The following is a 24,584-nucleotide window of genomic DNA, read 5'->3' as shown; positions in this document are numbered from 1 at the left end:
GACACGAGGGACGACCCCGGCGGCGGGTGAGGCGAGAATGGCACCGTGAATCGGCCCGGGACCTGTCCGGCGGCCGTCGCCGCGCTGGCGGTGGCCGCCGCGGCCGAGGCGTTGGTGCGGTTCGTGGCGTCCCGCGACGTCGCCGGCGCGTTCCTGGTGCTGTTGGCCGCGTTGGCGGTGGCGTCGACGGCGCCGCTCGCCCTGCGCCGGGACACGACCGCCGCGCTGGTGGTCACCGCGGCGTCGGTGGTGGCCCTGGCCGGGTTCGGGCTCTTCACCGTGGCCGGTCTCCTGGCCCAGCTCGCCGCGGCTTACCGCGTCGGCCGCCGGGGCGCGCTGGCCGTGGCGGTCCCGCTCGGCCTCCCGTACCTGGTGCTGGCCTTCTTCACCCCGGTCGGTGTCGTGCTGGCCGCGCTGGTGCCGGGGTTCGCGCTGGCCGGGGTGGCCCGCCGGGTGAGCCGGGCCGACGCGGCGCACCTGGCGGCCCAGGACGCGTTCGCCGGGACGCTGGTCGAGCACACCGCGCGCGGCGAGCGGGCCCGGATCGCCCGGGAGCTGCACGACGTGGTCGCACACCACATCTCGATGATCTCCGTGCAGGCGGAGAACGCGCGGCTGACCACACCGGGGCTGCCGCCGGCGGGCGCGGAGCGGTTCGCGGCGATCGGTGGCACGGCTCGCGCGGCGTTGACGGAGATGCGGCGGTTGCTGGGCGTGCTGCGCTCGGACGCCCCGGCCGAGCCGGAACGCCAGCCCCAGCCGGGCCTGCGCGAGTTGGCGGCGTTGCTCGACGAGGCCCGCGACGCGTCCGGTTCCGGCACCCGGCTGATCCTGCGCGGCCCGCCGGTGCCGTTGGACCCGGGGGTGGAGCTCGCCGCGTACCGGATCGTCCAGGAGGCCCTGACCAACGCCCGCCGCCACGCACCCGGCGCCGCGGTCGATGTCGAGATCAGCTACCGCGCCGACGGTCTGGTGCTGCGGATCCGCGACAACGGCCCAGGACCCGGGCCCGCGTCTAACGGAGGCCATGGCCTTAGCGGCATGCGCGAGCGCGCGGCAGCGGTCGGCGGCCGGCTCCGCACCGGCGTCTCCGGCCCCGCCGGCGGCTTCGTCGTCGAGGCCACCCTGCCCGTCCCGACCGAGGAGGACCGATGATCCGCGTGGTGGTGGCCGACGACCACGAGGTGGTCCGCGGCGGCTTCGCCGGCCTGCTGGCCACCCAACCGGACATCTCGGTGGTGGGCACGGCGGCCGACGGCGCCGCGGCGGTCGAGGTCTGCGCCGCGCGCTCGCCGGACGTCGTCCTGATGGACGTGCGGATGCCCGGCATGGACGGCATCGAGGCGACCCGCCTGCTGACGGCGACGGCGGCCCACCCCCGGGTGCTGATCCTGACGACCTTCGACCTCGACGAGTACGTCTACGACGCGATCCGCGCGGGAGCGAGCGGCTTCCTGCTCAAGGACGTCCGGGCGGAGACCCTGTTCGACGCGGTACGCGTGATCGCGGCGGGCGAGGCCCTCCTGGCCCCGACGGTGACCCGCCGCCTGATCGGCGAGTTCGCCCGCCAGCACCGCCCGTCGGCACCGGCCCCGGTGGCGCTGTCGGCGTTGACGCCGCGCGAGACCCAGGTGCTGCGCCTGGTCGCCGAGGGACTGTCCAACCCGGAGATCGCCGCCCGCCTGGTGGTGACGGAGGAGACGGTCAAGACCCACGTCAGCCGCATGCTGACGAAACTTGGGTTGCGCGACCGCACCCAGGCGGTGGTCGCCGCGTACGAGACCGGCCTGGTCGTGCCGGGCGCGACCCGCGACTAGCGGCTGGCGACTACGGCTACGGCTTGCGGGCGACGCCGCCCATGCCGTCGAGTTCGGCCGTGTCGCCGGGGTCGGCGCGCCAGCGGGTCGTGGCCACCAGGCCTGGCTCTTCGAGCTCCAGGCCTTCGAAATACCGGGCGAGCTCGGCCGGCTTGCGCAGGACGTATCCGTGGGAGACCTTCGCTCCTTCGGTGATCTCGTCGCTCGCGTCCGTGCCGTCGTTGATCACGATGTAGCTGCCCGGCGGCACCGCCTCGACGAACGCGGCGACGACCGCCAGCGCGTCCTCGTACGACGGGATGTTGCCCAGGATGCCGAGCATGATGACCGCCACCGGTTGCCCGAAGTCGATCACCTTGCCCGCTTCGCGCAGGATGGTGTCGGGGTCGCGGACGTCGGCCTCGATGTAGTCCGTGACACCTTCCGGGCTGCTGGTCAGCAGCGCGCGGGCGTGCACCAGCACCAGCGGATCGTTGTCGACGTAGACCACCCGGGAATCGGGCGCCACCGCCTGCGCGATCTCGTGGGTGTTGTCCGCCGTCGGCAGCCCCGTACCCAGGTCGATGAACTGGCGGATGCCCCGCTCGGCCGTCAGGTGGCGCACGGCCCGGCCCAGGAACGCGCGCTGCGCCCGGGCGTTGTCGACGATCGCGGGGAAGACCGCGCGGACCCGGTCGCCCGCCTCCCGGTCGACGGCGAAGTTGTCCTTGCCGCCCAGCCAGTAGTTCCAGACCCGGGCGCTGTGCGGCGCGCTCGTGTCGAGCGTGGATACCTGGTCCTCGTCGGTCATCGGCCTGACTCCAGGAAAAATCGACGGTTTCAGCACCGGAGCATAGCGATTGCGAAGATCGCGTCAAGGACGAGTCAGGAGCGGGGCCGAGCGCGTAGCGAGCGCGTCAAGGTCCTTTTCACCCGCCTCCCGCGCGCCGCACGATCGATGGCATGAGCGGAGAGGTCGAAGCGGTGGTTCTGGTGTGGCTCAACCACACCCAGGACGCGCCCTGCCTGGAGGCCTACCTGGCGAATCGGCCGGAGGTGGTCGATGCCTGGTGGGTCGCCGCCGACAGTGATGCCGTCGTCCGGGTGCGGTGCCGGGACATGGCGGCCCTCGACGGCCTGGTCCGTGGGCTCCGGCATCACGCCGGGGCCGGACGCACCTCGACCCACCTCGTGCTGCGGCCGTTCGGCCCGCACAAAACAAGGAGCTGGCATGAGCCTCTCGGATCTCATCCCGTCACTGCGCACGTCGCTGCCACCGCAGCGGCTGTGCACTGAGATCTGGCCGTCGTCGACCCGGCACACCGGGCACGGCGCGATCAGCATCGGTGGCGTCGATCTCGCCACGCTGGCGGAGCAGTACGGCACACCGGCGTACGTCATCGACGAGGGAGAGGTCCGGGACCACTGCCGGGAGTACGGGGCGGCCTTCGGCAAGGAGCATGTCGTGTACGCGGCCAAGGCGCTGACCAGCCGGGCCGTGCTCCGCTGGGTGATGGAGGAGGGGCTGGGGCTCTCCGTCTACTCCGAGGGTCAGCTCTCGGTCGCCGCCGCGGTCGGTTTCCCGGCCGAGCGGATCGTGTTGCACGGCGACGCCAAGACGCCGGCCGACCTGCAGGCGGCCCTGGACTACGGCGTCGGCCGGGTGGTCATCGAGTCGGCGTCGGAGGTGACCCGGCTCGCCGCGCTCGCGACCAGCAAGCAGAAGGTGCTGATCCGGGTGCTGCCGGCCCACGACGACCTGTTCGACGGGGTCGCCGGCATTCCCGCGGCCAGCGACGCCGACCGGTTCGGGGTCTCCGCGCCGAGCGAGGCGTTCGACGACCTGGTCAAGCGGATCGTCGCCCAACCCAAGCTGGAGTTGTACGGCCTGGACTGTTACGTCGGCTCGCAGATCAGCCGGTTCGGCGGCTACGAGCGGGCGATCCAGCGCCTCGTCAGCGTGGCGGGACATCTCACCCGTACCAAGGGAATCGTGGTCCGGGAGATCAACATCGGTGGGGGCCACGCGGCGCCCGCCGTCGACGGCGAAACCCCCTTCGCCGTCGCCGCGTTCGCAGGCCGGGCCCGGGCGGTCCTGGGTCTGGCCTGCGAACGCCAGGGTGTGCCGGAACCGGAGCTGGTGGTGACGCCGGGTCGGGCGGTCGTCGCCCGCGCCGGGGTGGCCCTGTACCGGGTCGTGGCGGTTCGCCGCGAGCCGGGGGGCTGCCAGCTGCTCGCCATCGACGGAGGGCTGAGCGACAACCCCCGGCCCGCCCTCTACGGCGCCCGCTATACGGCCGTCCTGCTCGGCCGGGCCGGCACCGGTCCCACGGTGTCGAGCACGATCGTCGGCCGTCATGACGAGGCCGGCGACGTGCTCGCCCGCGCGGTGCCGCTCCCGGCCGACCTGCGCCCGGGCGACCTGTTGGCCGCTCCCGGCGCCGGCGCCTACCACCTGCCGCTGGCGTCCAACTACAACCTGGTCGGTCGCCCGCCGCTGATCGCCGTGCGGGACGGTGCGGCCCGGGTGGTCGTCCGTCGGGAGACGATCGACGACGTGCTCTGCCGCGACATCGCTTAGATCGTGATCCACTCGGTGACCACCACGGCGTCGCCGGCGCGCAGGTGCAGCCGGAACATGCCGCGGGGGATCGGGCCGAGGACGAACCAGCCCAGCTCGTCGACCTGCGCGACCGCGACCACCCCCGAGCGGTCGCGCAGCTCGATCTCGCCGGGCCGGGGCGGCACCACCTGACCGTGCAGGGCGTCGTCGGTGAGCTCGACCTCGATGGTCAGGTCGCGGGCGGCGAAGGTCAGCGCCCGCACCGCGGCCGGCTCGGCCCGGGTGCCGACCGGGGTGTCGGTGTCGGCGGACAGGGCGGCGAGCTCCGCGTCGACGGTCCGCCAGGCGTACGCGGCCCGGCCGATCTCCCGGATCCGCTCGGGCACCTCGGCAGCGGCCTTCCGCGCTTCGGCCAGCGCGGCAACGATCTCGGCATCCGTCATGATTGTTCCACCCCCGCGACCGCGGCCAGGGCGGGGTCGCGCCGCAGCCGGTCGAGGCAGCGCCGGCGGGTCGGCCCGATCGCGCCGATCGGGGTGCCGGTGCTGCTGCTGATCTGGGCGTACGGGGCCGGCGGGTCGTCGAAGAGCAACGTCAGCAGGTGCCGGCAGTGCTCGGGCAGGTTCTCGAACGCGGCCCGCAGCGCGATGTGCCGCTCCTGGGCCAGCAGCAGCTCCTCGAACGCCGGGTCGTCGACGCTGTCCAGGTTGGACTCGTCGCCGACCGGCACCTGGTGCCGGCGCCCCCGCAGCGCCGTCAGGCACTCCCGGCGGACCGTCGTCGCGAGCCAGCCGGGCAGGGCCGCCGGCTCGCGGATCGTGTCGAGGCGCTCGACCAGCCGCAGCCACACGCTCGCGGCGACGTCCTCCGCGTCGGCGCCGCCGAGCCCGAAGCGCCGGCAGATCGCCCACACCAGCGGTGCGTAGCGGTCGACCAGCGCGTCCCAGGCCCGCGCGTCACCGTGCCGGGCCCGCACGACCAGGTCGACGACCGACGGGTCATCCCGCATGACCCGCCGCCGACAGCGGGAACGGCCTGACGTCGGAGGCGGGATCGCCGAGCAGTCGTGCGAGCGTGTCGGCGGGCCGCTCGCCGGGGCGCAGCGCCGCCGCGACCGCGCCGCTGACGTTCGCCGCCGCGAAGGAGGTGCCGCTCCAGGTCGCGTACCCGGTGAAGTCGAGAACCTTGTCGTCGATCGTGAGGGTGACGTCGGTCAGGTAGGTGGACGTGACACCGGAGCCGTGCGCGACACAGTCGACCCACGGCAGCTCCGGGGTGATCTGGGCGAGGTCACCGGCGAGGTTGGTGGCGCCGACCGCGATCACGCCGGGGAAGGCCGCCGGCCAGGCCGGCACCGTCGGCTTGTCGCTGCCGCCGTGGTTGCCCGCGGCGGCGACCAGCAGCGTGTGCCGGCCGTGTCGCGCGACCGCGCGGCGCAACGCCAGCGGCCCGTTCGGACCGCCGAGCCGGCAGCCCAGCGACAGGTTGACGACGGCGTAACCCTCGGGGTCGTCGGCCAGCTTGGCCAGCGCCACGGCGGTTTCCCAGTTGGTGGCGCGGCCGTGGGCGTTGAGCACCTTGTGCACCACGATCTCGCAGCCGGGTGCGCGCTGGGCGATCAGCCCCGCGACGAAGGTGGCGTGGCCGGCCCAGGCCTCCACCGGGTCGTTGGCGGCATCCGCTCCACCGGGTGCCTCGGTCGCGTGGCCCTTGAGCGCGGGGTGGTCGACCAGCCCGGTGTCGAGCACCGCCACCCGCACGCCCGCGCCGACCGTGCTGTCGGCGATGGGTGCCTGGCTGGCCGGGGCCGGCATGAGGTCGGTGGTGAAGGCCATCGGCTTGGTGTGCGGGTAGCCCACGATGCCGGTCATCGTCGGGTCGGGCGCCATCTCGGGCACCCACCCGCCGAAATCGGCGGCGAAAGCCTGCCGCAACTCGTCGATCACCAGCTCGATGGCGGCGACGTCGTCGGCGGGGAGGCCCTTGCTCGCGCCGAAGGCCGGGACGCCCTCGAGGTGCAGGCGGCTCAGGCCGAGCGCCTCGCTGTCCGCGACCTCGGTGACGTCGAGCCCGAGGTCCCTGATGCGCTTCTTGACCAGCTCACGATGGGGATGGTCGACGACGAGGTCGCCGGCGGTGTAGTCGTCGGAGGGCTCTAGGAAGGCGGTCACGGGTTCCTCCAGCGGAACGGACGGACGACGCGGTCGACCCACGGACACACTATCGGTCGCGGTTGATACACCCTCGGCTAATTTTTCTGGAGTACGGACGCCGTCCCCCGCGAGGATGAGGGCGTGGACGCGCGGGCCGAGGCGGACGCGGTCGCGCTGCTCGCCGACACCCACCCAGGCAGGGTGCCGCCGCTGGCCGCGCGGGCGCTGGTCGCCGCACGCCGCTCCGGCGACGCGGCCGCCGCCGCGATCACCCAGCGGGCGTGGGGCCACGCGCTGCTCCAGACCGGCGAGATGGACGACGCCATCCGCCACCTGCGCTCGGCGATCACGCACGGCCGGCGGGCCGGGCTGACCACGGTGACGGGCGAGGCCCGGGGCAAGCTGGCGTACGCGCTGGTGATGCGCGGCCGCCCGCGCCAGGCGCTGGCCGAGGTCGAGGCCGCCCTGGGCGCCCTGGACGGCGTCGCCGCCGACCGGGCGCGGGCCCAACGGGCGGTGATCCTGACCGAGATCGGCCGGCACGACGAGGCCCTCGCCGACTTCCAGGCGGCGCTCCCCGGGCTGCGCGCGGCCGGCGACGAGATCGCGGTGTCGCGCCTGCTGACGAACCGGGGAGTGCTGCACACCCACCGGTACGCGTTCGCCGCCGCCGTGGCCGACCTGCGCGCCGCCGAGGCGATCTCGGCCCGGCTCGGCCGCCCGCTCGCCGTCGGCATCATCGTCGAGAACCTCGGCGTCGCCGAGGCCCTGCGCGGTGACGTGCCGGCCGCGCTGGCCCACATCGACCGGGCCGAGGCCGTGATCGCCGCCAACGGGGGCCACGTCGCGTTGGCCGTGTACGACCGTGGCGTGCTGCTGCTCGCCGCCGGGCTGGCGACCGAGGCGCGGCAGGCGGCTGAGCGGGCCGCGACCATGATGCGCCGCGAGGGACACCGGCTGAAGGTGCCGGAGGCCCGGCTGCTGCTGGCCCAGGCCGCAGCGGCGGCCGGCGACTGGCGCGCGGCGGCGGACAACGCCCGCCGGGCGACCCGGGAGTTCGCCGCCCAGCACCGGGTGGAGTGGGCCGCCCTGGCCCGGCTCACCCTCCTCCAGGCGGGCCTGCGGGCGGGTGGCGCCCGCCCGGCCCGCGGCGCCGACGACCTGGTAGCCACCCTGACGGACGCCGGCTGGCCGGCCGCGACGGTCGAGGCACACCTGGTCGCGGCCGCGCTGCGACCCCGGGTAGCCGACACCCACCTGGCCGCCGCCGCCCGGTGGGCCCACCGCCGGGTGCCGGCGGCGATCCGGGCCCGCGGCTGGTACGCGGAGGCGTTGCGCCGCCAGCACACCGAGCCCGCCGGGGCCGTCGCCGCGATCCGCGCCGGGCTGCGCATCCTCGACGAGCACAGCGCCTCGCTCGGCGCCGCCGACCTGCGGGTGCACTCGGCCGCCCACCGCCGCGAACTGACCGCGCTGGGAGTCCGGCTCGCGCTGCGCGACGGGCGTCCGCATCGGCTGCTGGAGTGGGCCGAGCGAGGCCGGGCGACCCGACTGGTCCACCGGCCGGCGCGGCCGCCCGCCGACCCGCTGCTCGCCGACCTGCTGGCGCAGCTCCGGGGCGTCGCGTTCGAGCTCGCCGACGCGGGCGCGGCGGAGACCGCCCGGCTGGTGCCGCGCCAGGTCGCTTTGGAACGCCGGATCCGCGACCATGTCCGCACCCACCGCGCGGCCGGCGACACCCCACTGTGGACGCCGGTCGCGGTCGCCCCGTTGGCCGCGGCGCTGGGTGACCGCGTCCTGGTCGAGTTCGTCGAGTCCGACGGCATCCTGCACCGCCTGACCCTGACCGGCGGCCGCCTCACCGCGCGCCCACTCGGCCCGCTGCCGCCGCTGGCCGACCTGGTCCGCCGCCTGCCGTTCGCCCTGCACCGGCTGGCCCGCCCGGGCGACGCCCGCCGCGCGGCCGCCGAGGCCCTACTCTCGGGCGCCGCGTCCCGACTCGACGCCGCCCTACTGAGCGGGCTGCCGGACGGCCCCCTGGTGATCTCTCCGACGGGCGCGCTGCACAGCGTGCCGTGGTCGATCCTCCCGTCCTGCGCGGGCCGCCCGATCGCGGTCTCCCCATCAGCAACCCTCTGGTACGCGGCAGGCCGGGGTCCCGCTGGTGCGGAGGTGGCGGTGGTCGCGGGGCCGAGGCTGCCCGGGGCGCGGGAGGAGGCGCGGCGGGTCGCCGCGATTCACGGCGTCGTGCCGTTGCTCGACGCGCCCGTCGACCAGGTGCTCGCGGTGATGGGGAAGGTCGCTGTGCTGCACCTGGCCGCGCATGGGCGGCTGTCGACCGGCAACCCGCTCTTCTCCGACCTGCTGCTCGCCGACGGGCCGTTGCTGGTGCACGACCTGGAACGGTTGGAGAGCACTCCGCACACCGTCAGTTTGGCCGCTTGCGACAGTGGCCGGGCCGCCGTCTACGCGGGTGACGAACTGCTCGGGCTCAGCGCTACGCTGGCCGCTCGGGGGACCGCGCAGCTGGTGGCACCGGTGTTGCCGATCCCGGACCTGGCCACCGAGCCGGTGATGGTCGGCTACCACGAGCGCCTGGCGGCCGGTGCGCCGCCGGCCGTGGCGCTCGCCGCGACCCAGCACGCGCTGCGCGACGCCGACCCGCACGTGCGGGCGGCGGCCGCCGGGTTCAACTGTTTCGGACACGGCTTCATCGCACCGTTCCCAGGGGGTCCATAGTGGATATCCATCTCGTGCTCGCGTTCGTCGCCGCCTGCACGTTGCTGTCGCTCGCGCCCGGTCCGGACCTGCTGTTCGTGGTCGCCAACGGCGCCGCCGGTGGCCGGCGGGCCGGGGTGCTCGCCGCGCTCGGCATGTCGACCGGGCTGGCCGCGCACACCGTGGCCGCCGCGTTCGGGCTCGGCGCGCTGATCAGCGCCGCCCCGCAGGCCCTGACCGCGGTGCGGATCGCCGGTGCGGCGTTCCTGCTCTACCTGGCGGTGGCGACCTGGCGGAGCAGCCGCATGGAGCTGGAGCAGCAAGCAGTGCAGCGCCGGTCGCTGCGCCGCACCTACCTGATGGCGACCCTGACCAACCTGGCCAACCCGAAGGTCATCCTGTTCTACCTCGCGTTCGTGCCGCAGTTCGTCGGCACCGGCCCGGGCACGTGGCCGGTGACCGCCCAGCTCCTCGTGCTCGGCCTGGTCTTCATCGTGGTCGGCCTCGCCGTCGACGGCACCGCCGGCCTGCTCTCGGGAACCCTGTCCGAGAAGATCACGGCCCGCCCCGGCATCAGGCGGTGGATGGAACGGGCCTCCGCCACCGTGTTCGCGGGCCTGGCCGCCCGCCTCGTCGCCGACAGCAGGTGAGTCGGGTGTCGCCGACCGGCCAGGCCGGCGTGGCTGCCCGGCTTGTCGCGGAAACAAGGTGAGTTAGGGGTAGACGACTGACCACGGTTGCACCCGGTCGGGGCCTGCGGTCGGCTGCCGGACCAGGTTCGGGCCCGCGAGGATCGCTGCGGCCACCGCGCCGAAGGTCGGTGCCGCCGGGTGGGGTGAGCGGTCCGGCCAGACCGCCGAGGTGCGGCGTTCCAGCACCGAGCCGGCGAGTGGGCGCCAGGCGACGCGGGGCTCGCGTCGGGCGGTGGTCTCCGGTTCGAACGCCACGCACTGGCGGCCCAGTACCAGGCCCAGCAGGAAGTCCGGGTTGTGGGCGTGCCGCACCCGGGTCGGGCGGAAGCCGTGGTCGCGGCAGGCGTCCAGGATCTCGTCGTACCAGCCCGGTGCCGTGGCTCGCGGGAAGATCGCCAGGTCGTGACCGGCCAGGTCGGCCAGGGAAACCTCCCGCAGCCGGGCCAGCGACGCCGTGCGGGGGAGCACTACCCCGAGTCGGACCGCTACCACCGGTCCGGCGGCAAAACCGTCGACGGGGTGGTGCACCAGGCCCACGTCGAGCCGGGCCTCGGTCAGCATCCGGAGCTGCTCTGCGCTGGTCAGCTCGTGCAGGTCGACCTCGAGCCCGGGCGCCCGCGACGCCATTCCGGCCAGCAGCGCCTGCAGCGTCACCGCCGGTGTCTCCGGCGGTACGCCGGCCCGCAGCGTGCCGAGCTCGCCGTCGCCGACCTTGCGCATGAGCAGCCGGATCCGCTCCTCGGCGGACAGCAGCGAAGGCGCCTCCGCGCACAGCAGCCGGCCCGCCACGGTCAGCGCGACCTGGCGCCGGGAGCGGTCGAACAGCTCGACGCCGAGCTCGCGCTCCAGCCGCTGGATCGCCTGGCTCAGCGGCGGCTGCGCGATGCCCAGCCGGTCCGCGGCCCGGCCGAAGTGCAGCTCCTCGGCGACGACGAGGAACTGCCGCAGGTGCCGGGCTAGGTCCACCCGGCCGAGGATATGCGTTCGGATATGAGTCGCGGCGCGGTACCGTCGGTCCCCGTGTCGGACCTGGATCGGATCGCCGGAATCTTCGCCGCCGTCGGGGTGGACGCGCAGCTGCATGCCGTCGACATCGACCGCGGCACCCAGCTGTCGGTGCGCGCCGACGAGCGGGTGGTGCTCGCCTCGATCTTCAAGGTGCTGCTGGTCCTGGAGTTCGCGCGGCAGGCGGCGGCCGGCCAGCTCGACCCGACCGAGCGGGTGCTCGTGCGGGCGGCGGACCGGCTCGGCGGCTGGGGCACCGCGGGCTGCGCCGACGACGCTGAGCTGTCGCTGCGCGACCTCGCCTACTTCGCCATGTCGTTCACCGACAACACCGCGGCTGACCTGCTCCTGCGCCGGGTCGGCCCGGACGTGCTCCCGCTGCTCGCGGCCGAGCTCGGCCTGACCTCGACCCGGATCACGGGCGGACCACGCGAACTGCTGGAGTCGATGTACGAAGACGTCGGCGCGGCCGGCGACGAGGAGTTCGTGAAGATCTTCCCAACCCTGGACCCCGACCGGGTACGCGCCATGCGGGTCTTCGACCCGGACCAGACCACCTCCAGCACGCCCCGCGAGGTCACCCGGCTCCTCGAGCTGATCTGGCGCGACGAGGCCGGACCACCCGCCGCGACGGCCATGGTCCGCGGGCTGATGGCCCGCCAGATCTTCTTCACCCGGATCGCCTCGGGCTTCCCGAACGGCGTCCGCGTCTCCGCCAAGACCGGCACGCTGCCCGGCCTGCACATGGAGGCGGGAGTCGTCGAATACCCGGACGGCGGCCGCTACGCCCTGGCCATCTTCGCCCGCGCCCACCAGCTCGACTTCCGCCGGATCGACGTCGACCTCGCGATGGGAGAGGCGGCCCGCACAGCCGTCGAAGCGCTGCGGGCGAGCTGAGTTTCCCACCACGACGGCGCCCGAGGAACCGCCCTGACCAGCACCGATACGCGTATCCATATCGGCTGTTTATGATCTTGATCTTGGACGCCAAGCGATCGCCGGTGCTTGGGTCTCAACCCATGACACAACTCAACCGTCGAGGCCTGTTGCGCACTGCGGCTGTCACCGGACTGGCCGCCACGGGGGCGGCCGGTCTCGCGACCCCCGCCCAGGCCAAAGCCCCGCGCGATTGGCGCCCGGGCGCCGCGACCTTCCGCTGGTTCGGCACCGCCGGCTGGCGGATCGACATCGGTGCCCGGACCGTCCTGGTCGACCCGTACCTCAGCCGCTACTGGACCGGCCTGTTCGACACCGGCCTGGTGCTGTCGACGCCGCTGACGGTGGCCACGGCGACCGTCGACGCCAACGTCGGCCGCCCCGAGACGATCCTCGTGACCCACTCGCACTGGGACCACTTCAACGACGTGCCCCACATCGCCATCCGCACCAAGGCCCGGGTGCTCGGGACCATGACCACCTACCAGCTCGGCCTGGCGTCCGGCATCCCCGTGGGCCAGCTCGGCCCGGTCAAGGGCGGCGAGGTGCTCGACTTCGGCGACTACACCGTCGAGGTGGCCGGATCGCTGCACAGCCGCAACGCCAGCTACTCGGTCGGCATCCCCGGCGTGCGGCTGAGCCCACCGCCCAAGCCGGCCACGGTCGGCGACCTGCCGGAGGGCGACACCCTGGCCTACCTGCTGAGCGTCCGCGACGGCCCGGCGGTGTTCTTCATGGGCGCCAGCGACTTCGTCGCCCGCAACGTCGACGGGATGCGGCCGGACATCGCGATGGTGGCCATGGCCTCGGCGACCACCACCCACGAGTACGTGCCCCGCCTGCTGGAGGCGCTCGGCAAGCCGCCGGTCGTGGTGCCCGTGCACTGGGACAACTTCGAGAAGCCACTGGAGAACCCGCCGCCGGTGGCCCCGGCCGACCGCGAGCGGCTGGATGCGATGATCACCTCGATCCGGCGGGTCGCACCGCGCACCCGGATCGTCCTGCCCGACTACCTGAAGCCGTACACCTTCGCATGACGACCGTCTCCCGGCGCCTCGGCGCGCTGCTGTCCGCGGGCGCCCTGCTCGCGGCGTGCGACGCGCCGGGGCCGCCGCCCCTTCCGCCCACGCCGCCGCCCACCGCCACCACGGCCGCCTGCGTCGACGGCGTCAGGCTCACCGCCGGCCCGGTCGACGCCGCCTCCGGCCTGCGGGCGATGGGCATCGTGCTGGAGAACTGCGGCACCCGCCCGTACACCCTCCACGGCTTCCCGGTCGTGCGGGTGCTCGACGACCAGCGCGCCGCGGTCGACGTGACGGTCGGCAACGGCTCGGAGCCGGTGAGCGCGAAAGACTCCTGGGACGCCCCAGCCCGCGCCGTGACGGTCCCACCTGGCGGCACGGCACGCGCCCGCGTGCTGTGGCGTAATACCGTGACCGCGGGTGACCCCGTCATCGCCACCTACCTGTCGGTCGCGCCGACGAAAGGCGCGAAGGAACAGCTGCTCACCCCCGACGGCGGCCTCGACCTCGGCACCACCGGCCGGCTGGCCGTGAACGCCTGGACCGACGCTGGGTAAGGTCGGATCATGAGCTGGAGCGCGTACGGGTCCTTCGTGGTCTTCGCGATCGTGCTCATCGCGATCCCCGGCGCGGACTTCGCGGTGACGGTGCGCAGCACGCTGGTCGGCGGCCGCCGCCAGGGTCAGTGGACCGCCGCCGGCATCACGTCGTCCAATGTGGTGCAGGGCCTGCTCGCGGTGGCCGGCCTCGGCGCGATCGTGGTGCGGGTCGAGCCGGTGTTCCAGGCCGTCAAGTGGGCCGGCATCGGCTACCTGCTCTACCTGGCCGCGCAGTCGTTCCGCTCGGCCGTCCGCGGCGACTACGCGGCCATCGAAGGCGGCCCGGGCGTCACCGGCACCGCGTGGACCGGCTGGCGGCAGGGCTTCCTGTCCAACATCACCAACCCGAAGGTGCTGGTCTTCTACCTGGCGGTGTTGCCGCAGTTCCTCGGCCCGGGCACCCCGGTCGCGGTGCTGGTGGTGTTCGCCCTGACCCACGCCGCCCTCGGGCTGCTCTACTCGCTGCTGGTCGTCGCCGGGCTGCACCGGGTGCACCGGGTGCTGAGCCGCCGCCGGGTCCGCCGCGCCCTGGACGCCGCCACGGGCGCCGCCCTGACCGCCTTCGGCGCCCGCCTCGCGGCCGAAAGCGCCTGACCGACGGCCGTCCACAAGGGCCCTCCGCCGCTGTCCGTGGTGGACCAACAGATCAAAACGATCAGGATCGTCCGTACTTTTGCTCACGAAGATAAAAGTCTGCTCAACATCATCGAAAGATGTTTACATGTTGATGATCAGCGATTAGGGTCGGTCGCACACCAGAAGGTTTCATCAATGTAAACGGCGTCACGAGCTGTGCACCTCGTGCGTCGTTCACACGCCCACGTCCCCGACCACCAGGCATCGCCGACCCGCGACAGCGGGCGGGCGAGGTCTGCCTTGCCATGTCATCCGTCGGTCGACTTGCGGAAGGTATGCCGGACATGCCCATTGTTTCCAGGCGAAGGCGCCTGCTCACGAGACTCGGACAAGGCCGGTTCACCCGGCCGTCCGCCGCGTTCGCGGCCGTAACCACCATGCTGGCCAGCGTCGTGCTGGCTGGGGTCATCTCGGGGACCAGCCCGGCCTCGGCCGCCGCGCCCCAGCTACAGGCCCAGGTGCTCACCTGGACGGCAGCGGACAGCTTCCAGGCGTACGCCTCGGTGCCCACCACCGCGACCGCCGGACCGACCACCATCGTCTTCGAGAACAGCGCGGCGACCGGCAACACCACCGGGATGCAGCACACGCTGACCTTCGACACCGGTGACCCGCGCTACAACAGCGACGTCAACGTCAACATCATGGCGGACCCGTCCGACGGCAGCGGCGGCCGGCACACCGTCGAGGTGAACCTGACCCCGGGCACCTACCGCTACTTCTGCGCGATTCCCGGCCACGGCCAGATGACCGGCCTGCTGGTGGTCACCGGCAACGGCGGAGACACCACGGCGCCCGAGGTGAGCGCGCAGGTCGCCGGCGACCGCGACGGCGACGGCAACTACATCGGCGCGGCGACCGTCACGGTCGACGCGACCGACGCCGGCTCCGGCGTGGCCCGCGTCGAGTACGCGCTCGACAGCGGCCCGTTCGGCACCTACTCCGCGCCGGTCACGGTCAACAGCCCCGGCGCGCACACGGTGCGCTACCGGGCGACCGACGTGGCCGGCAACACCTCGGCCATCGGGACCAGCCAGTTCACCGTCGTCGCACCGTCCGACCCGGACACCACGGCACCCACGGTGACCGCGGCGGTCGACGGTGACCAGGACGAGAACGGCGCGTACGTCGGCTCCGCCACCGTTACGGTGACCGCCACCGACACCGAGTCCGGGGTCGCCTCGGTCGAGTACTCGCTGGACGGCGGCGCCTTCGCCGCCTACACCGCGCCGGTCACCGTCAACACCGTCGGGCAGCACACGCTGCAGTTCCGGGCGACGGACGAGGCCGGCAACACGTCCAGCGCGCAGTCGGTCGCCTTCGCGGTCGTCGACGCGCCGGACCCGGACAACACCGCGCCCGAGGTGACCGCCACGGTCGCGGGCGAGCAGAACGGCGACGGGGCGTACGTCGGCACCGCGACGGTCACCGTCGCCGCCACCGACGCGGGCTCCGGCGTGGCCACGGTCGAGTACTCACTCGACGGTGCTCCTTACGCGGCCTACACCGCGCCGGTCGCCGTGACCCAGCCGGGTGCGCACACGCTGAGCGCCCGCGCCACCGACGAGGCCGGCAACACCTCGGCACCGGAGACGGTGGAGTTCACCGTCGCCGACGCGTCCGGCGGGGACACCACCGCGCCGACCGTGACCGCCGCGGTCGCCGGAGACCAGAACGAGCAGGGTGCGTACGTGGGCAGCGCCACGGTCACCGTCACCGCCACCGACACGGAGTCCGGTGTGGACACCGTGGAGTACGCGGTCGACGGCGGCGCCTACGCGCCGTACACGGCACCGGTCACCGTCACCGCGACCGGTGCGCACACCGTCACGTTCCGGGCCACCGACGAGGCCGGCAACACCTCGACGCCGGGCAGCGTGCAGTTCGCCGTCGTCGACGCGCCGAACCCGGACCAGACCGCGCCCACGGCGAACGCGACCGTGGCCGGCAACCGGGACAACACCGGCGCGTACGTGGGTGCGGCGACCGTCACCGTGACCGCGAGCGACACGGACTCGGGCGTGGCCACCGTGGAGTACTCGCTGGACGGCGCACCGTACGCGGCCTACACCGCGCCGGTCAGCGTCAACCAGCCGGGCAGCCACACGGTCAGCTACCGGGCGACCGACCGGGCCGGCAACACGTCGACGCCGGGCAGCGTGCAGTTCCGGGTCGTCTCGGCGACCGCCGACACCACGCCGCCGACCGTCAACGCCGCCATCACCGGCCAGATGAACAGTGGCTGGGCGTACGTCGGCAGCGCGACGGTGACCCTCACGTCGAGCGACGCCGGCAGTGGTGTGCTGCGCACGGAGTACGCGGTCAACGGTGGTGGCTACCTGGTCTACACCGGGCCGGTCACCATCAACACCCCGGGCACGCACACCTTCACCTACCGGGCCACCGACCGGGCCGGCAACGTGTCCAGCACGGCGTCCGCCACGTTCGTCGTGGTGGAGAGCGGTCCGCCGCCGCCGAGCTGCCGGGTCGCCGACAACCGCACCACGGTCTGGATGGGCACCCACAACTCGGGCGTCGCGAACCGCGTCGTCGAGGGTGGCTGCAGCATCAACGACCTGGTGCTCGACGAGTCCCCGTGGGCCAGCACCGCGGAGTTCGTCGACCACGTCACGGCGCTCGCCGACCGCTGGCACCAGCGCTCGCTGATCCCGCTGCGGGACCGCAACGGTCTCGTCCGCGAGGCCCGTGAGTCCAATGTGGGCAAGTCCGAGGCGGTGCAGGGCTACGCGCCGCTGCTGGACACCAAGGCCGCCTCGTTCAAGCTCTGGGAGCAGGTCGGCGCCGGTGGCTTCCGCCGCAACGCCGACGGCTCGATCACCAGCAAGCCGGTCGACGGCCTGGGCATGCTCTGGTTCCCGGTCCGCACGTACGGCGACTTCTCGATCAAGCTCCAGTGGCGGGACGACGCTCCGGGCACCGGCCGGGCCAACAGCGGCGTCTTCGTGCGCTTCCCGCAGGTGCACCAGCACCCGCAGGAGCCGCGGCCGGAGTGGGTGGCCATCAAGTACGGGCACGAGCTGCAGATCTTCGACAGCCCCACGGGCGACCAGTACAAGAGCGGCTCGGTGTACGGGTTCGACCAGGTCAACCTGGCCGACGCGGGAGTGACGGCCAAGGGCACCTGGAACGACTACGAGATCCGGGTCGTCGGCCAGCACTACTCGATCTTCCGCAACGGCAAGCTGATCAACCAGTTCACCAACGGTCCTGGCCAGCTGTTCAACCCGCCGCGCGCCGACGACCCGGGCACCGACGGGCGCCAGAACGCGGAGGGCTACATCGGCCTCCAGAACCACAGCGCCGCGGACACGGTCAGCTTCCGCAACATCCGGATCGCTCCGCTGACCCCGTAAGCAAAGGACAGACCAGTGGACAACGAAACCACGCGCTTCGGGCACGTCGGTGGTCCGCGCATGTGGGCCATCGCGATCCTCGCCGTGACGCTGGTCGGTGCTGGGGTCCTCCGGTTCGGCGGCCAACAGGCCGCCGGGCCGGGGGCACCCGCGGCGGCACCGGCAGCGATCTCCGCCGAGAAGGCCGCCCTGGCGGCCCTCGCGCCGGGGGACCGCCCCGACGGCTGCATCCAACCCGACCGGCGGATCCAGCTGTACGCGGTCGAGCTGCCCAAGGAGGGCACCCAGATCCGGCTGGGCTACGGCCTGACCCCGGAGACGGCCTCGTACCCGGGACCGCTGATCGAGATGATCGAGGGGGAGTGCCTCGCGATCACGTTGCACAACCAGGTGCCCGAGGCGACGCTCGCGGCGCTGCGGCAGGACCCCAACCTGCCGCTCGGCGTCTCGCTGCACACCCACGGCGTCAAGTACACGCCGACCTCCGACGGCACCATCCACACGGACTCGTGGGTGCCGCCGGGCGGCCAGCGCACGTACATCTGGTTCGCCAAGCCCCGCAACCCCAGCACGGGAGCGCAGGGCACGGCCGGCTACTGGTGGTACCACGACCACATGGTCGGCACCTCCCACGGCACGCGGGGGCTGAGCTCGGGCCTCTTCGGTGGGCTGGTGGTGCGGCGGCAGGGCGACGTGCGCCCCGACCGGACGTACGTGACCGTCTTCGGCGACCTGCAGTCGATCAACCTGCGCCGGGGTGCCGCGACCGACACCTGTGACCCGGTCAACCCGGTGCCCGGCCCGACCTGCCTGATCGCGAAGAAGGGCGAGCGGGTCGAGTTCCTGGTGGTCGGCATGGGCAACGACATGCACACCTTCCACCTGCACGGGCACTCCTGGGCGGACACCCGCACCGGGATGCTCGACGGCACCAACAAGGCGCTGGTCGACTCGGTGCCGGTCATCGACAACAAGACGCTCGGCCCCGGCGACTCGTTCGGGGTGCAGGTCGTCGCCGGTGACTCGGTCGGCGCGGGCAACTGGATGCTGCACTGCCACATGCAGTTCCACTCCGACCAGGGCATGGCCACGATGCTGCACGTCCTCAACCCCGACGGCACCCTCGCACCGCACAGCGCCGACCACGCGCCGGTGTCGGCGGCGGGTGCCCCGGCCGCGCACGCCGGTCACCAGGGGAGCGGGACGTGATGACCACAGGATTCCGGGAGCCTCACGAAGGAGCAGGAATGGCCCATCGACAGCGGCCGAGATTGCGCCGCGCGATAGCGCTGGCCTCGGCGGCCGTGCTCACGCTCGGCATCATGACGGGACCGGGATCCCCACCGGCCGCCGCGGCAGCGGCACCGACCTGGGGCGCCAACGCGGTCAACGTGCTCGTCTTCCACGGCCCGGTCGAGCAGCAGGACGACCCGGTCACCAAGGCGGTCGCCGCCGTGCGCAAGCTCGGCAACGAGAACGGCTTCACCGTCCGGGTGTCCAGCAACCCGGCCGACTTCAACAAGGACAACCTCGCCAAGTACCGCGGCGTCGTCTTCCTGTCCGCCAACGGCGTCACGCTCGACGACGCGCAGGAGGCGGCCTTCCAGGCGTACGTCAAGGGTGGCGGCGGCTTCGTCGGCGTCCACGACGCGGTCCGCGCGCAGCCGGCCTCGGAGTGGTTCACCGGGCTGGTCGGCAGCCGGCCGGCGCCGAGCCTGCCGAACGCCGAGAAGGTCGTCGAGTCGGCGGCCAGTGCCCAGAACACCCCGAACGAGGGTGTGGCCCAGCTCTTTGACGGCCGCACCGGCACCAAGTGGCTGACCTTCGCCCGCACCGGCTGGGCGCAGGGCAAGCTCGCCGCCCCGACGGTGATCAACCGGTACGCGCTCACCTCGGCCAACGACTTCCAGGGCCGCGACCCGCGGGACTGGAAGCTGCAGGGCTCCAACGACGGCCAGGCCTGGACCGACCTGGACACCCGCACCGGTCAGACGTTCGACCAGCGGTTCCTGACCAAGCAGTACACGTTCACGAACACCACCGCCTACCAGTACTACCGGCTGGACGTCTCGGCCAACAGCGGTGAGCCGATCATCCAGCTCGCCGAGCTGTTCCTGATCGGCCCGGACGCAGGCCCGCCGCCGGAAGCCAACGTGCAACAGGCGACGGTCAGCCTGACCGACCGCCAGCACCCGGCCAACGACGGCCTGCCGCTGACCTGGACCCGCTCGGACCAGTGGATCAACTGGGACCCGAACCCGACCGGGACCGTGCACACCATCGCCCAGGTGCAGGAGAACACGTACAACGCCGGCCTGTCCGGCAACGGCGCGTTCCACCCGATCTCCTGGTGCCGCGACTACGACGGCGGCCGCTCCTTCTACACCGGGATGGGCCGCACCGACGCCAGCTACACCACCGACACCAGGTTCCTCGGCCACCTGCTCGGCGCGATCAAGTGGACCACCGGCCTCGTGCGCGGTGACTGCCAGGCGACCATCGCGGCGAACTACAAGGTCGAGCGGCTGACCGCGGCGAACCAGCCCGGCCAGCTCGACCAGATCGGTGAGCCGCACGGCCTGACCATCGCGCCGGACGGCACCGTGTTCTACATCGGCAAGGCGGCCTGCCCGTCGGGCCCGATCGTCGACTGGAACAACCCCAACGTCGGCCTCGGCTGCGGCACGATCCACTCCTGGGACCCGCGTACCAAGGCGGTCAAGCTCCTCACCACGCTCAAGGTGATGGGCAACCGGGGCAGCGGCAGCGAGCTCGTCAAGAACGAAGAGGGTCTGGTCGGCATCACGCTCGACCCGAAGTTCGCCGAGAACGGCTGGGTCTACGTCTACTGGATGCCGCACGAGTCGATCGACCGCGAGAAGCGGATCGGCCAGCGGACGGTCTCGCGGTTCACCTACGACAAGGCCGCGCAGACCATCGACCAGGGCACCCGCAAGGACCTGCTGCACTGGGACACCCAGATCCACAGCTGCTGCCACGCCGGTGGCGGCATGACCTTCGACGAGTCGGGCAACCTGTTCATCGGCTCCGGTGACAGCAACTCGTCCGGTGGCTCCGACGGCTACTCCGGCAACAACTGGACGCAGGAGTTCGCGGGCACCTCCTTCCAGGACGCGCGCCGCACCGCAGGTAACACCAACGACCTCAACGGCAAGATCATCCGGATCCACCCGGAGGCCGACGGTACGTACACCATCCCCGACGGCAACCTGTTCACCGGCCTCGAGGGCGGTGGCGGGAAGGCCCGTCCGGAGATCTACGTGATGGGCGTGCGCAACATCGCCCGGATCGCCTGGGACCCGGTCAACGACTGGCTCACCGCCGCGTGGGTCGGCCCGGACGCCGGCGCTCCCAGCCCGGAGCTCGGCCCGGCCAAGTACGAGACGGCGACCGTCATCACCCAGGCCGGCAACCACGGCTGGCCGTACTGCATGGGCAACCGGCAGCCGTACCGTGACCGCAGCACGACCGACGCGACCCAGCTCACCGGGTGGTACGACTGCGACAACCCGAAGAACGAGTCGCCCCGCAACACCGGTCTGGTCAACCTCCCGCCGATCCGCAACAACATGATCTGGTACTCGCCCCAGGGCGGTGGACCGGTCTTCCCGAAGCGGACCGACGGCAGCGGCCTGCCGACCTACGTGCAGTCCGAGACCACCTACACCCAGCCGTACCTCAGCGGCGGCGGTCAGGCCATCATGGACGGTCCGACCTACCACCTCGCGAACGTCGACGTGAACAGCGGCGTGGCCTGGCCGGCGTACTGGGACAACAAGTGGTTCATCGGTGACCAGTCCAACGCCAACAACCGCGTGGCCGTCACGGTCAACCCGGACACGGCGGCACAGGCCGGCGCACCGGCCTTCGCCGAGGACCTGCGGCGGATCATCCCGGGCGGCACCAACGGGCAGACCCAGCTCCAGTCCTGGATGGACGCCAAGTTCGGCCCGGACGGCGCGCTCTACATGCTCGACTACGCCGGCGGCTTCTTCAGCCTGCACAGCAACCAGAAGCTGATCCGGATCACCTACACCGGTGGCCAGGCGACCCCGAACCCGGGTCTGGCCACGGCGATCTCGGCGACCCCGAGCACGCCGCGCACCATCGACTTCTCCAGCAACAGGGTCGGTGGCGTCGCCTGGGACTGGGACTTCGGTGACGGCACCAAGGGCTCCACGGCGCCGCACCCGAAGCACACCTACAAGCGCTACGGCACCTTCACCGCCAAGCTCAAGGTGACGTACGCCGACGGTGAGGTCGTCGAGTCGAGCATCCCGGTCACCGCCGGGTGTGTCGCGGCCGACGCCCGTCCGACGGTCTACTTCCTGGAGACCGACAGCGGTGTCGCCAACCGGCAGGTCGGCGGCGGCTGCACGATCAACGACCTGATCGACGACGAGACGACCTGGCCCAACCGTGGTTCCTTCGCCGACCACCTGGAAACGGTGATCGCGGAGCTCACGGCGGCCCACGTCGTCGACAACCAGGAGGCCAACACGCTGCGGCGGACCGGCACCCAGTCGCCGATCGGTGCCACCAACGGCTACCAGACGCTGTTCAACGGCACGGCGTACTCGCTGGCCGGCTGGCGGCAGGCACCCGGTGGCTCGTTCGGCCTGCGGCCGGACGGCTCGATCCGCAGCAGCGGCGGCCTGGGCATGCTGTGGTACGCGGACCAGGAGTTCGCGGACTACTCGATCAAGATCCAGTTCAAGGACGTCTCACCCGACAACGTACGGGCCAACGGTGGCGTGTTCGTCCGATTCCCGGACCCGCGTACCCCGCTGGAGCAACGCCCGCCGGGCACCTGTGGCACGGTCGGTTCGGCGCGGTCGTCCCAGGCCTGGGTCGCGATCTTCTGCGGCCACGAGATCCAGATCTACGACGGCGAGACGGGCGAGGTGCAGAAGACCGGCTCGGTCTACAACTTCGACCCGAACAACCTGTCGCAGGCCGGGCCCACCCCCAAGGGTGTCTGGAACGACTACGAGATCCGCGTGGTCGGCCAGCACTACACGATGATCCGCAACGGCGTGGTGATCAACGAGTTCGACAACACGCCGGGCAAGAACTCGTCGCGGGCGGGTGACCCCCCGACCGACCTGCGGCAGTTCGTCAGTGGCTTCATCGGTCTGCAGAACCACGGCACCAACGACCTGATCGAGATCCGCAACGTGCGCGTGCGCACCTACTGATCTCTTTCAGCTGACCGGGTACGGGCTTCGGCCCGTACCCGGTCACTGCATTTCCAGCCGTTTCGGCATGTTCTCCATCGGGTGCGGAAGCTGCAACGGCTGCGCGCCGGGCGTGATCGATCCGGCCACCCGCGGCCCGCGCGCACCCGTCGCGGACGGCACCGCACCGGGGAGACCGTGCCAGGTCAGCCAGCCGACGAGGGCGAACAGCACGGCCTCCTTCGCGTCGGCCGGCAGCCCGAGCTCCTCGGAGCGGTGCACGGTGGTTTTGGGCGCGCGGGCGGCGAGCCGGTCGAGCAGCGTGCGGTTGTGCACGCCACCGCCGGAGAGCAGCACGTGGTCGAGCCGGTGCCGGCGCAGCTCGGCGGCGACCGTGGCCGCCGTCAGCTCGGTCAGCGTGGCCAGCAGGTCGGCCGGCGGGTAGCCGCCCGCACCGTCCAGGTAGGCCGCCGAGAACAGCTCCTTGCCCGTCGACTTCGGCGGCGTCCGTGCGTAGTAGGGCTCGACCAGCAGCCGGTCCAGCAGCTCGGACCGCACGGTGCCGGTGGCGGCCAGCGCACCGCCACGGTCGTAGGGCTCACCGGTCACCGCGAGGGCGGCGGCGTCGATCAGGGCGTTGCCGGGCCCGGTGTCGTACGCCGTCACCTCGCCCGGCACCGCCACGGTGAGGTTGGCGATCCCGCCGAGGTTGACCGCGCCCCACCGGCCCTCGCGCCCGGCGAGCAGCATCAGGTCGAGCACGGGCACGAACGGCGCGCCCTGCCCGCCGGCCGCGACGTCGCGCACCCGCACGTCGGCGACGACCGGCAGCCCGGTGCGCTCCGCGATCCAGGCGGGCTGGCCGAGCTGGAGCGTCCCGTCGGTGGCGGCGTGGAAGATGGTCTGCCCGTGCGAGCAGACCAGGTCGGCCGGGCCGGCCGCGTCCAGCACGGCGGTCGCGGCGCCGGCGAACGCCTGACCGAGCCGGGTGTCGAGCGCGCAGACGGCGCCGAGCCCGACCTTCCCGGGCGGCAGCGCCTTGCGGATCGCGGAGCGCAGCTTCGGCTCGTACGGCGTGGTGGCGTGGTGCAGCAACCGCGCCCGCAGCTCGTCGCCGTCGGGTGTCCGGGTGAAGGACACCAGTGCCGCGTCGATGCCGTCGTGCGAGGTGCCGGAGCTCAGGCCGAGTACGCGCATCGCCCCACCCTGTTCCCCGGCGGTGGTGCCCGTCAATCGGTCACGGGGCTGACGGCCGCGCCGGAGCGTGGCAGGCTTCGCGCTCATGGCACATATCGACCTGGGGTTCGACGAGCACGAGTCGCCCGGCATCGTGGGGCTGATGCGCTACCGGCCGGAGACGGGCGGGCCGCTGTCGGCCCTCGCCGAGGCGCTGCTGGTGGCGCCCAACTCGCTCTCGCGTGGCGAGCGGGAGCTCATCGCCTCGCACGTGTCCGCGCTCAACGACTGCGCGTTCTGCCGTGACTCGCACGCTGCGTTCGCGGCGGCGCAGCTCGAGCCCGGCATGATCCTCGTCGAGCAGGTGCGCGCCCACCCGGAGACGGCGCCGATCTCGGCGAAGCTGCGCGCCCTGCTGGCGATCGCGGCCGCGGTGCGCGCCGACGGCAAGGCGGTGACCGAGGTGCTCGTCGACGCGGCCCGGGCGGCGGGCGCCACCGACGTCGAGATCCACGACACCGTGCTGATCGCGGCCGCGTTCTGCATGTTCAACCGCTACGTCGACGGCCTGGCCACGTTCGCCCCGACGGACCCGGCCGCCTACGCGGAGTCGGCCCGGCGGGTCGTGGAGCTGGGTTACGTGGCGCACTGAGACGCCCGCTTATGCCCGCGAGCGCTTGAGCCATTCAGGCACACGCCGATCCCGGCTGTACTCG

General features: G+C 72.6%; 20 protein-coding genes. 14 read left to right on the top strand and 6 right to left on the bottom strand.

Features of this window, described 5'->3' with window-relative positions; genetic code table 11:
• Positions 1 to 45 precede the first annotated feature (45 nt).
• Positions 46 to 1,155, top strand: coding sequence for a sensor histidine kinase (locus CHC05_RS01730; RefSeq protein ID WP_089243890.1), 1,110 nt, complete (start codon positions 46 to 48; stop codon positions 1,153 to 1,155).
• Positions 1,152 to 1,817, top strand: coding sequence for a response regulator (locus CHC05_RS01725; RefSeq protein ID WP_089243888.1), 666 nt, complete (start codon positions 1,152 to 1,154; stop codon positions 1,815 to 1,817). The genes CHC05_RS01730 and CHC05_RS01725 overlap by 4 nt, the downstream gene beginning before the upstream one ends.
• Positions 1,818 to 1,833: 16 nt before the next feature.
• Here the strand turns inward: CHC05_RS01725 and CHC05_RS01720 are convergent, their stop codons facing one another.
• Positions 1,834 to 2,607 carry an SAM-dependent methyltransferase gene (locus tag CHC05_RS01720; protein ID WP_089243886.1) on the bottom strand — a complete coding sequence of 258 codons (774 nt, stop codon included), beginning with the start codon at positions 2,605 to 2,607 and terminating at the stop codon, positions 1,834 to 1,836.
• Positions 2,608 to 2,759: 152 nt separating this feature from the next.
• Between CHC05_RS01720 and CHC05_RS01715 the strand changes: the two genes are divergently transcribed.
• Together CHC05_RS01715 and lysA are read left to right on the top strand one after the other, a co-directional pair.
• Positions 2,760 to 3,092 (top strand): Lrp/AsnC ligand binding domain-containing protein, encoded by a 333-nt coding sequence (locus tag CHC05_RS01715; RefSeq protein WP_089243884.1) that lies wholly within the window; start codon positions 2,760 to 2,762, stop codon positions 3,090 to 3,092.
• Positions 3,028 to 4,377 carry a diaminopimelate decarboxylase gene (gene lysA, locus CHC05_RS01710; protein ID WP_089243882.1) on the top strand — a complete coding sequence of 450 codons (1,350 nt, stop codon included), beginning with the start codon at positions 3,028 to 3,030 and terminating at the stop codon, positions 4,375 to 4,377. Before CHC05_RS01715 ends, lysA begins: the two co-directional genes overlap by 65 nt.
• On the opposite strand, the gene CHC05_RS01705 is transcribed toward lysA, so the two are convergent.
• The 3 genes from CHC05_RS01705 to CHC05_RS01695 are packed head-to-tail and all read right to left on the bottom strand — an operon-like array spanning position 4,374 to position 6,530.
• The gene (locus CHC05_RS01705; RefSeq protein WP_089243880.1) at positions 4,374 to 4,802 is read right to left on the bottom strand and encodes a hypothetical protein; all 429 of its coding nucleotides are present in this window, start codon (positions 4,800 to 4,802) and stop codon (positions 4,374 to 4,376) included. The two genes, lysA and CHC05_RS01705, sit on opposite strands and share 4 nt — an antisense overlap.
• The gene (locus CHC05_RS01700) at positions 4,799 to 5,368 is read right to left on the bottom strand and encodes an RNA polymerase sigma factor (protein WP_089243878.1); all 570 of its coding nucleotides are present in this window, start codon (positions 5,366 to 5,368) and stop codon (positions 4,799 to 4,801) included. The genes CHC05_RS01705 and CHC05_RS01700 overlap by 4 nt, the downstream gene beginning before the upstream one ends.
• Positions 5,358 to 6,530 (bottom strand): S8 family peptidase, encoded by a 1,173-nt coding sequence (locus CHC05_RS01695; RefSeq protein ID WP_089243876.1) that lies wholly within the window; start codon positions 6,528 to 6,530, stop codon positions 5,358 to 5,360. The genes CHC05_RS01700 and CHC05_RS01695 overlap by 11 nt, the downstream gene beginning before the upstream one ends.
• A 123-nt stretch (positions 6,531 to 6,653) precedes the next feature.
• Here CHC05_RS01695 and CHC05_RS01690 point away from each other — a divergent pair, with 123 nt between their 5' ends.
• Both CHC05_RS01690 and CHC05_RS01685 read left to right on the top strand, forming a co-directional pair.
• Positions 6,654 to 9,251: a CHAT domain-containing protein gene (locus CHC05_RS01690; RefSeq protein WP_089243874.1), complete on the top strand. Its 2,598-nt coding sequence runs from the start codon at positions 6,654 to 6,656 to the stop codon at positions 9,249 to 9,251.
• A complete protein-coding gene (locus CHC05_RS01685) occupies positions 9,251 to 9,880 on the top strand; it encodes a LysE family translocator (protein ID WP_089243871.1) in 630 nt (209 codons plus the stop codon). The genes CHC05_RS01690 and CHC05_RS01685 overlap by 1 nt, the downstream gene beginning before the upstream one ends.
• A gap of 63 nt (positions 9,881 to 9,943) precedes the next feature.
• On the opposite strand, the gene CHC05_RS01680 is transcribed toward CHC05_RS01685, so the two are convergent.
• The gene (locus CHC05_RS01680) at positions 9,944 to 10,888 is read right to left on the bottom strand and encodes a LysR substrate-binding domain-containing protein (protein WP_089243869.1); all 945 of its coding nucleotides are present in this window, start codon (positions 10,886 to 10,888) and stop codon (positions 9,944 to 9,946) included.
• A gap of 54 nt (positions 10,889 to 10,942) precedes the next feature.
• On the opposite strand from CHC05_RS01680, the gene CHC05_RS01675 reads away from it, so the two are divergent.
• The 7 genes from CHC05_RS01675 (at position 10,943) to CHC05_RS01645 (ending at position 22,713) form a co-directional block, all read left to right on the top strand.
• On the top strand, positions 10,943 to 11,824 hold the full coding sequence (locus CHC05_RS01675) for a serine hydrolase (RefSeq protein ID WP_245870612.1): 882 nt from the start codon (positions 10,943 to 10,945) through the stop codon (positions 11,822 to 11,824).
• Positions 11,825 to 11,973: 149 nt separating this feature from the next.
• The gene (locus tag CHC05_RS01670; protein ID WP_245870611.1) at positions 11,974 to 12,900 is read left to right on the top strand and encodes an MBL fold metallo-hydrolase; all 927 of its coding nucleotides are present in this window, start codon (positions 11,974 to 11,976) and stop codon (positions 12,898 to 12,900) included.
• Positions 12,897 to 13,442, top strand: a complete 546-nt coding sequence (locus CHC05_RS01665; protein WP_089243863.1) for a DUF4232 domain-containing protein — start codon at positions 12,897 to 12,899, stop codon at positions 13,440 to 13,442. The genes CHC05_RS01670 and CHC05_RS01665 overlap by 4 nt, the downstream gene beginning before the upstream one ends.
• Positions 13,443 to 13,451: 9 nt before the next feature.
• Positions 13,452 to 14,078 carry a LysE family translocator gene (locus tag CHC05_RS01660; protein WP_089243861.1) on the top strand — a complete coding sequence of 209 codons (627 nt, stop codon included), beginning with the start codon at positions 13,452 to 13,454 and terminating at the stop codon, positions 14,076 to 14,078.
• Between the two features lie 317 nt (positions 14,079 to 14,395).
• Positions 14,396 to 17,494, top strand: coding sequence for an OmpL47-type beta-barrel domain-containing protein (locus CHC05_RS01655; RefSeq protein WP_425426696.1), 3,099 nt, complete (start codon positions 14,396 to 14,398; stop codon positions 17,492 to 17,494).
• Between the two features lie 15 nt (positions 17,495 to 17,509).
• Positions 17,510 to 18,703, top strand: a complete 1,194-nt coding sequence (locus CHC05_RS01650) for a multicopper oxidase domain-containing protein (protein WP_218824384.1) — start codon at positions 17,510 to 17,512, stop codon at positions 18,701 to 18,703.
• 38 nt (positions 18,704 to 18,741) lie between these two features.
• Positions 18,742 to 22,713, top strand: a complete 3,972-nt coding sequence (locus CHC05_RS01645) for a ThuA domain-containing protein (RefSeq protein ID WP_179266009.1) — start codon at positions 18,742 to 18,744, stop codon at positions 22,711 to 22,713.
• A 42-nt stretch (positions 22,714 to 22,755) separates the two neighbouring features.
• Here the strand turns inward: CHC05_RS01645 and CHC05_RS01640 are convergent, their stop codons facing one another.
• Positions 22,756 to 23,889, bottom strand: a complete 1,134-nt coding sequence (locus CHC05_RS01640) for an anhydro-N-acetylmuramic acid kinase (protein ID WP_089243857.1) — start codon at positions 23,887 to 23,889, stop codon at positions 22,756 to 22,758.
• Between the two features lie 85 nt (positions 23,890 to 23,974).
• Here CHC05_RS01640 and CHC05_RS01635 point away from each other — a divergent pair, with 85 nt between their 5' ends.
• The gene (locus tag CHC05_RS01635) at positions 23,975 to 24,520 is read left to right on the top strand and encodes a carboxymuconolactone decarboxylase family protein (RefSeq protein WP_089244678.1); all 546 of its coding nucleotides are present in this window, start codon (positions 23,975 to 23,977) and stop codon (positions 24,518 to 24,520) included.
• Positions 24,521 to 24,584 lie beyond the last annotated feature (64 nt).

It is taken from the genome of Asanoa hainanensis, from assembly GCF_900188485.1.
In the GTDB taxonomy this organism is placed as follows: domain Bacteria; phylum Actinomycetota; class Actinomycetes; order Mycobacteriales; family Micromonosporaceae; genus Asanoa; species Asanoa hainanensis.
This window is presented reverse-complemented; position numbering and strand designations above follow the sequence as displayed.

Coding starts and splice junctions, on each gene's coding strand:
- CHC05_RS01725 (WP_089243888.1), top strand. CDS start 1,152: ATGATCCGCGTGGTGGTGGCCGACGACCACGAGGTGGTCCGCGGCGGC.
- CHC05_RS01655 (WP_425426696.1), top strand. CDS start 14,396: ATGCCGGACATGCCCATTGTTTCCAGGCGAAGGCGCCTGCTCACGAGA.
- CHC05_RS01635 (WP_089244678.1), top strand. CDS start 23,975: ATGGCACATATCGACCTGGGGTTCGACGAGCACGAGTCGCCCGGCATC.
- CHC05_RS01645 (WP_179266009.1), top strand. CDS start 18,742: ATGGCCCATCGACAGCGGCCGAGATTGCGCCGCGCGATAGCGCTGGCC.
- CHC05_RS01720 (WP_089243886.1), bottom strand. CDS start 2,607: ATGACCGACGAGGACCAGGTATCCACGCTCGACACGAGCGCGCCGCAC.
- CHC05_RS01660 (WP_089243861.1), top strand. CDS start 13,452: ATGAGCTGGAGCGCGTACGGGTCCTTCGTGGTCTTCGCGATCGTGCTC.
- lysA (WP_089243882.1), top strand. CDS start 3,028: ATGAGCCTCTCGGATCTCATCCCGTCACTGCGCACGTCGCTGCCACCG.
- CHC05_RS01700 (WP_089243878.1), bottom strand. CDS start 5,368: ATGCGGGATGACCCGTCGGTCGTCGACCTGGTCGTGCGGGCCCGGCAC.
- CHC05_RS01705 (WP_089243880.1), bottom strand. CDS start 4,802: ATGACGGATGCCGAGATCGTTGCCGCGCTGGCCGAAGCGCGGAAGGCC.
- CHC05_RS01715 (WP_089243884.1), top strand. CDS start 2,760: ATGAGCGGAGAGGTCGAAGCGGTGGTTCTGGTGTGGCTCAACCACACC.
- CHC05_RS01665 (WP_089243863.1), top strand. CDS start 12,897: ATGACGACCGTCTCCCGGCGCCTCGGCGCGCTGCTGTCCGCGGGCGCC.
- CHC05_RS01640 (WP_089243857.1), bottom strand. CDS start 23,889: ATGCGCGTACTCGGCCTGAGCTCCGGCACCTCGCACGACGGCATCGAC.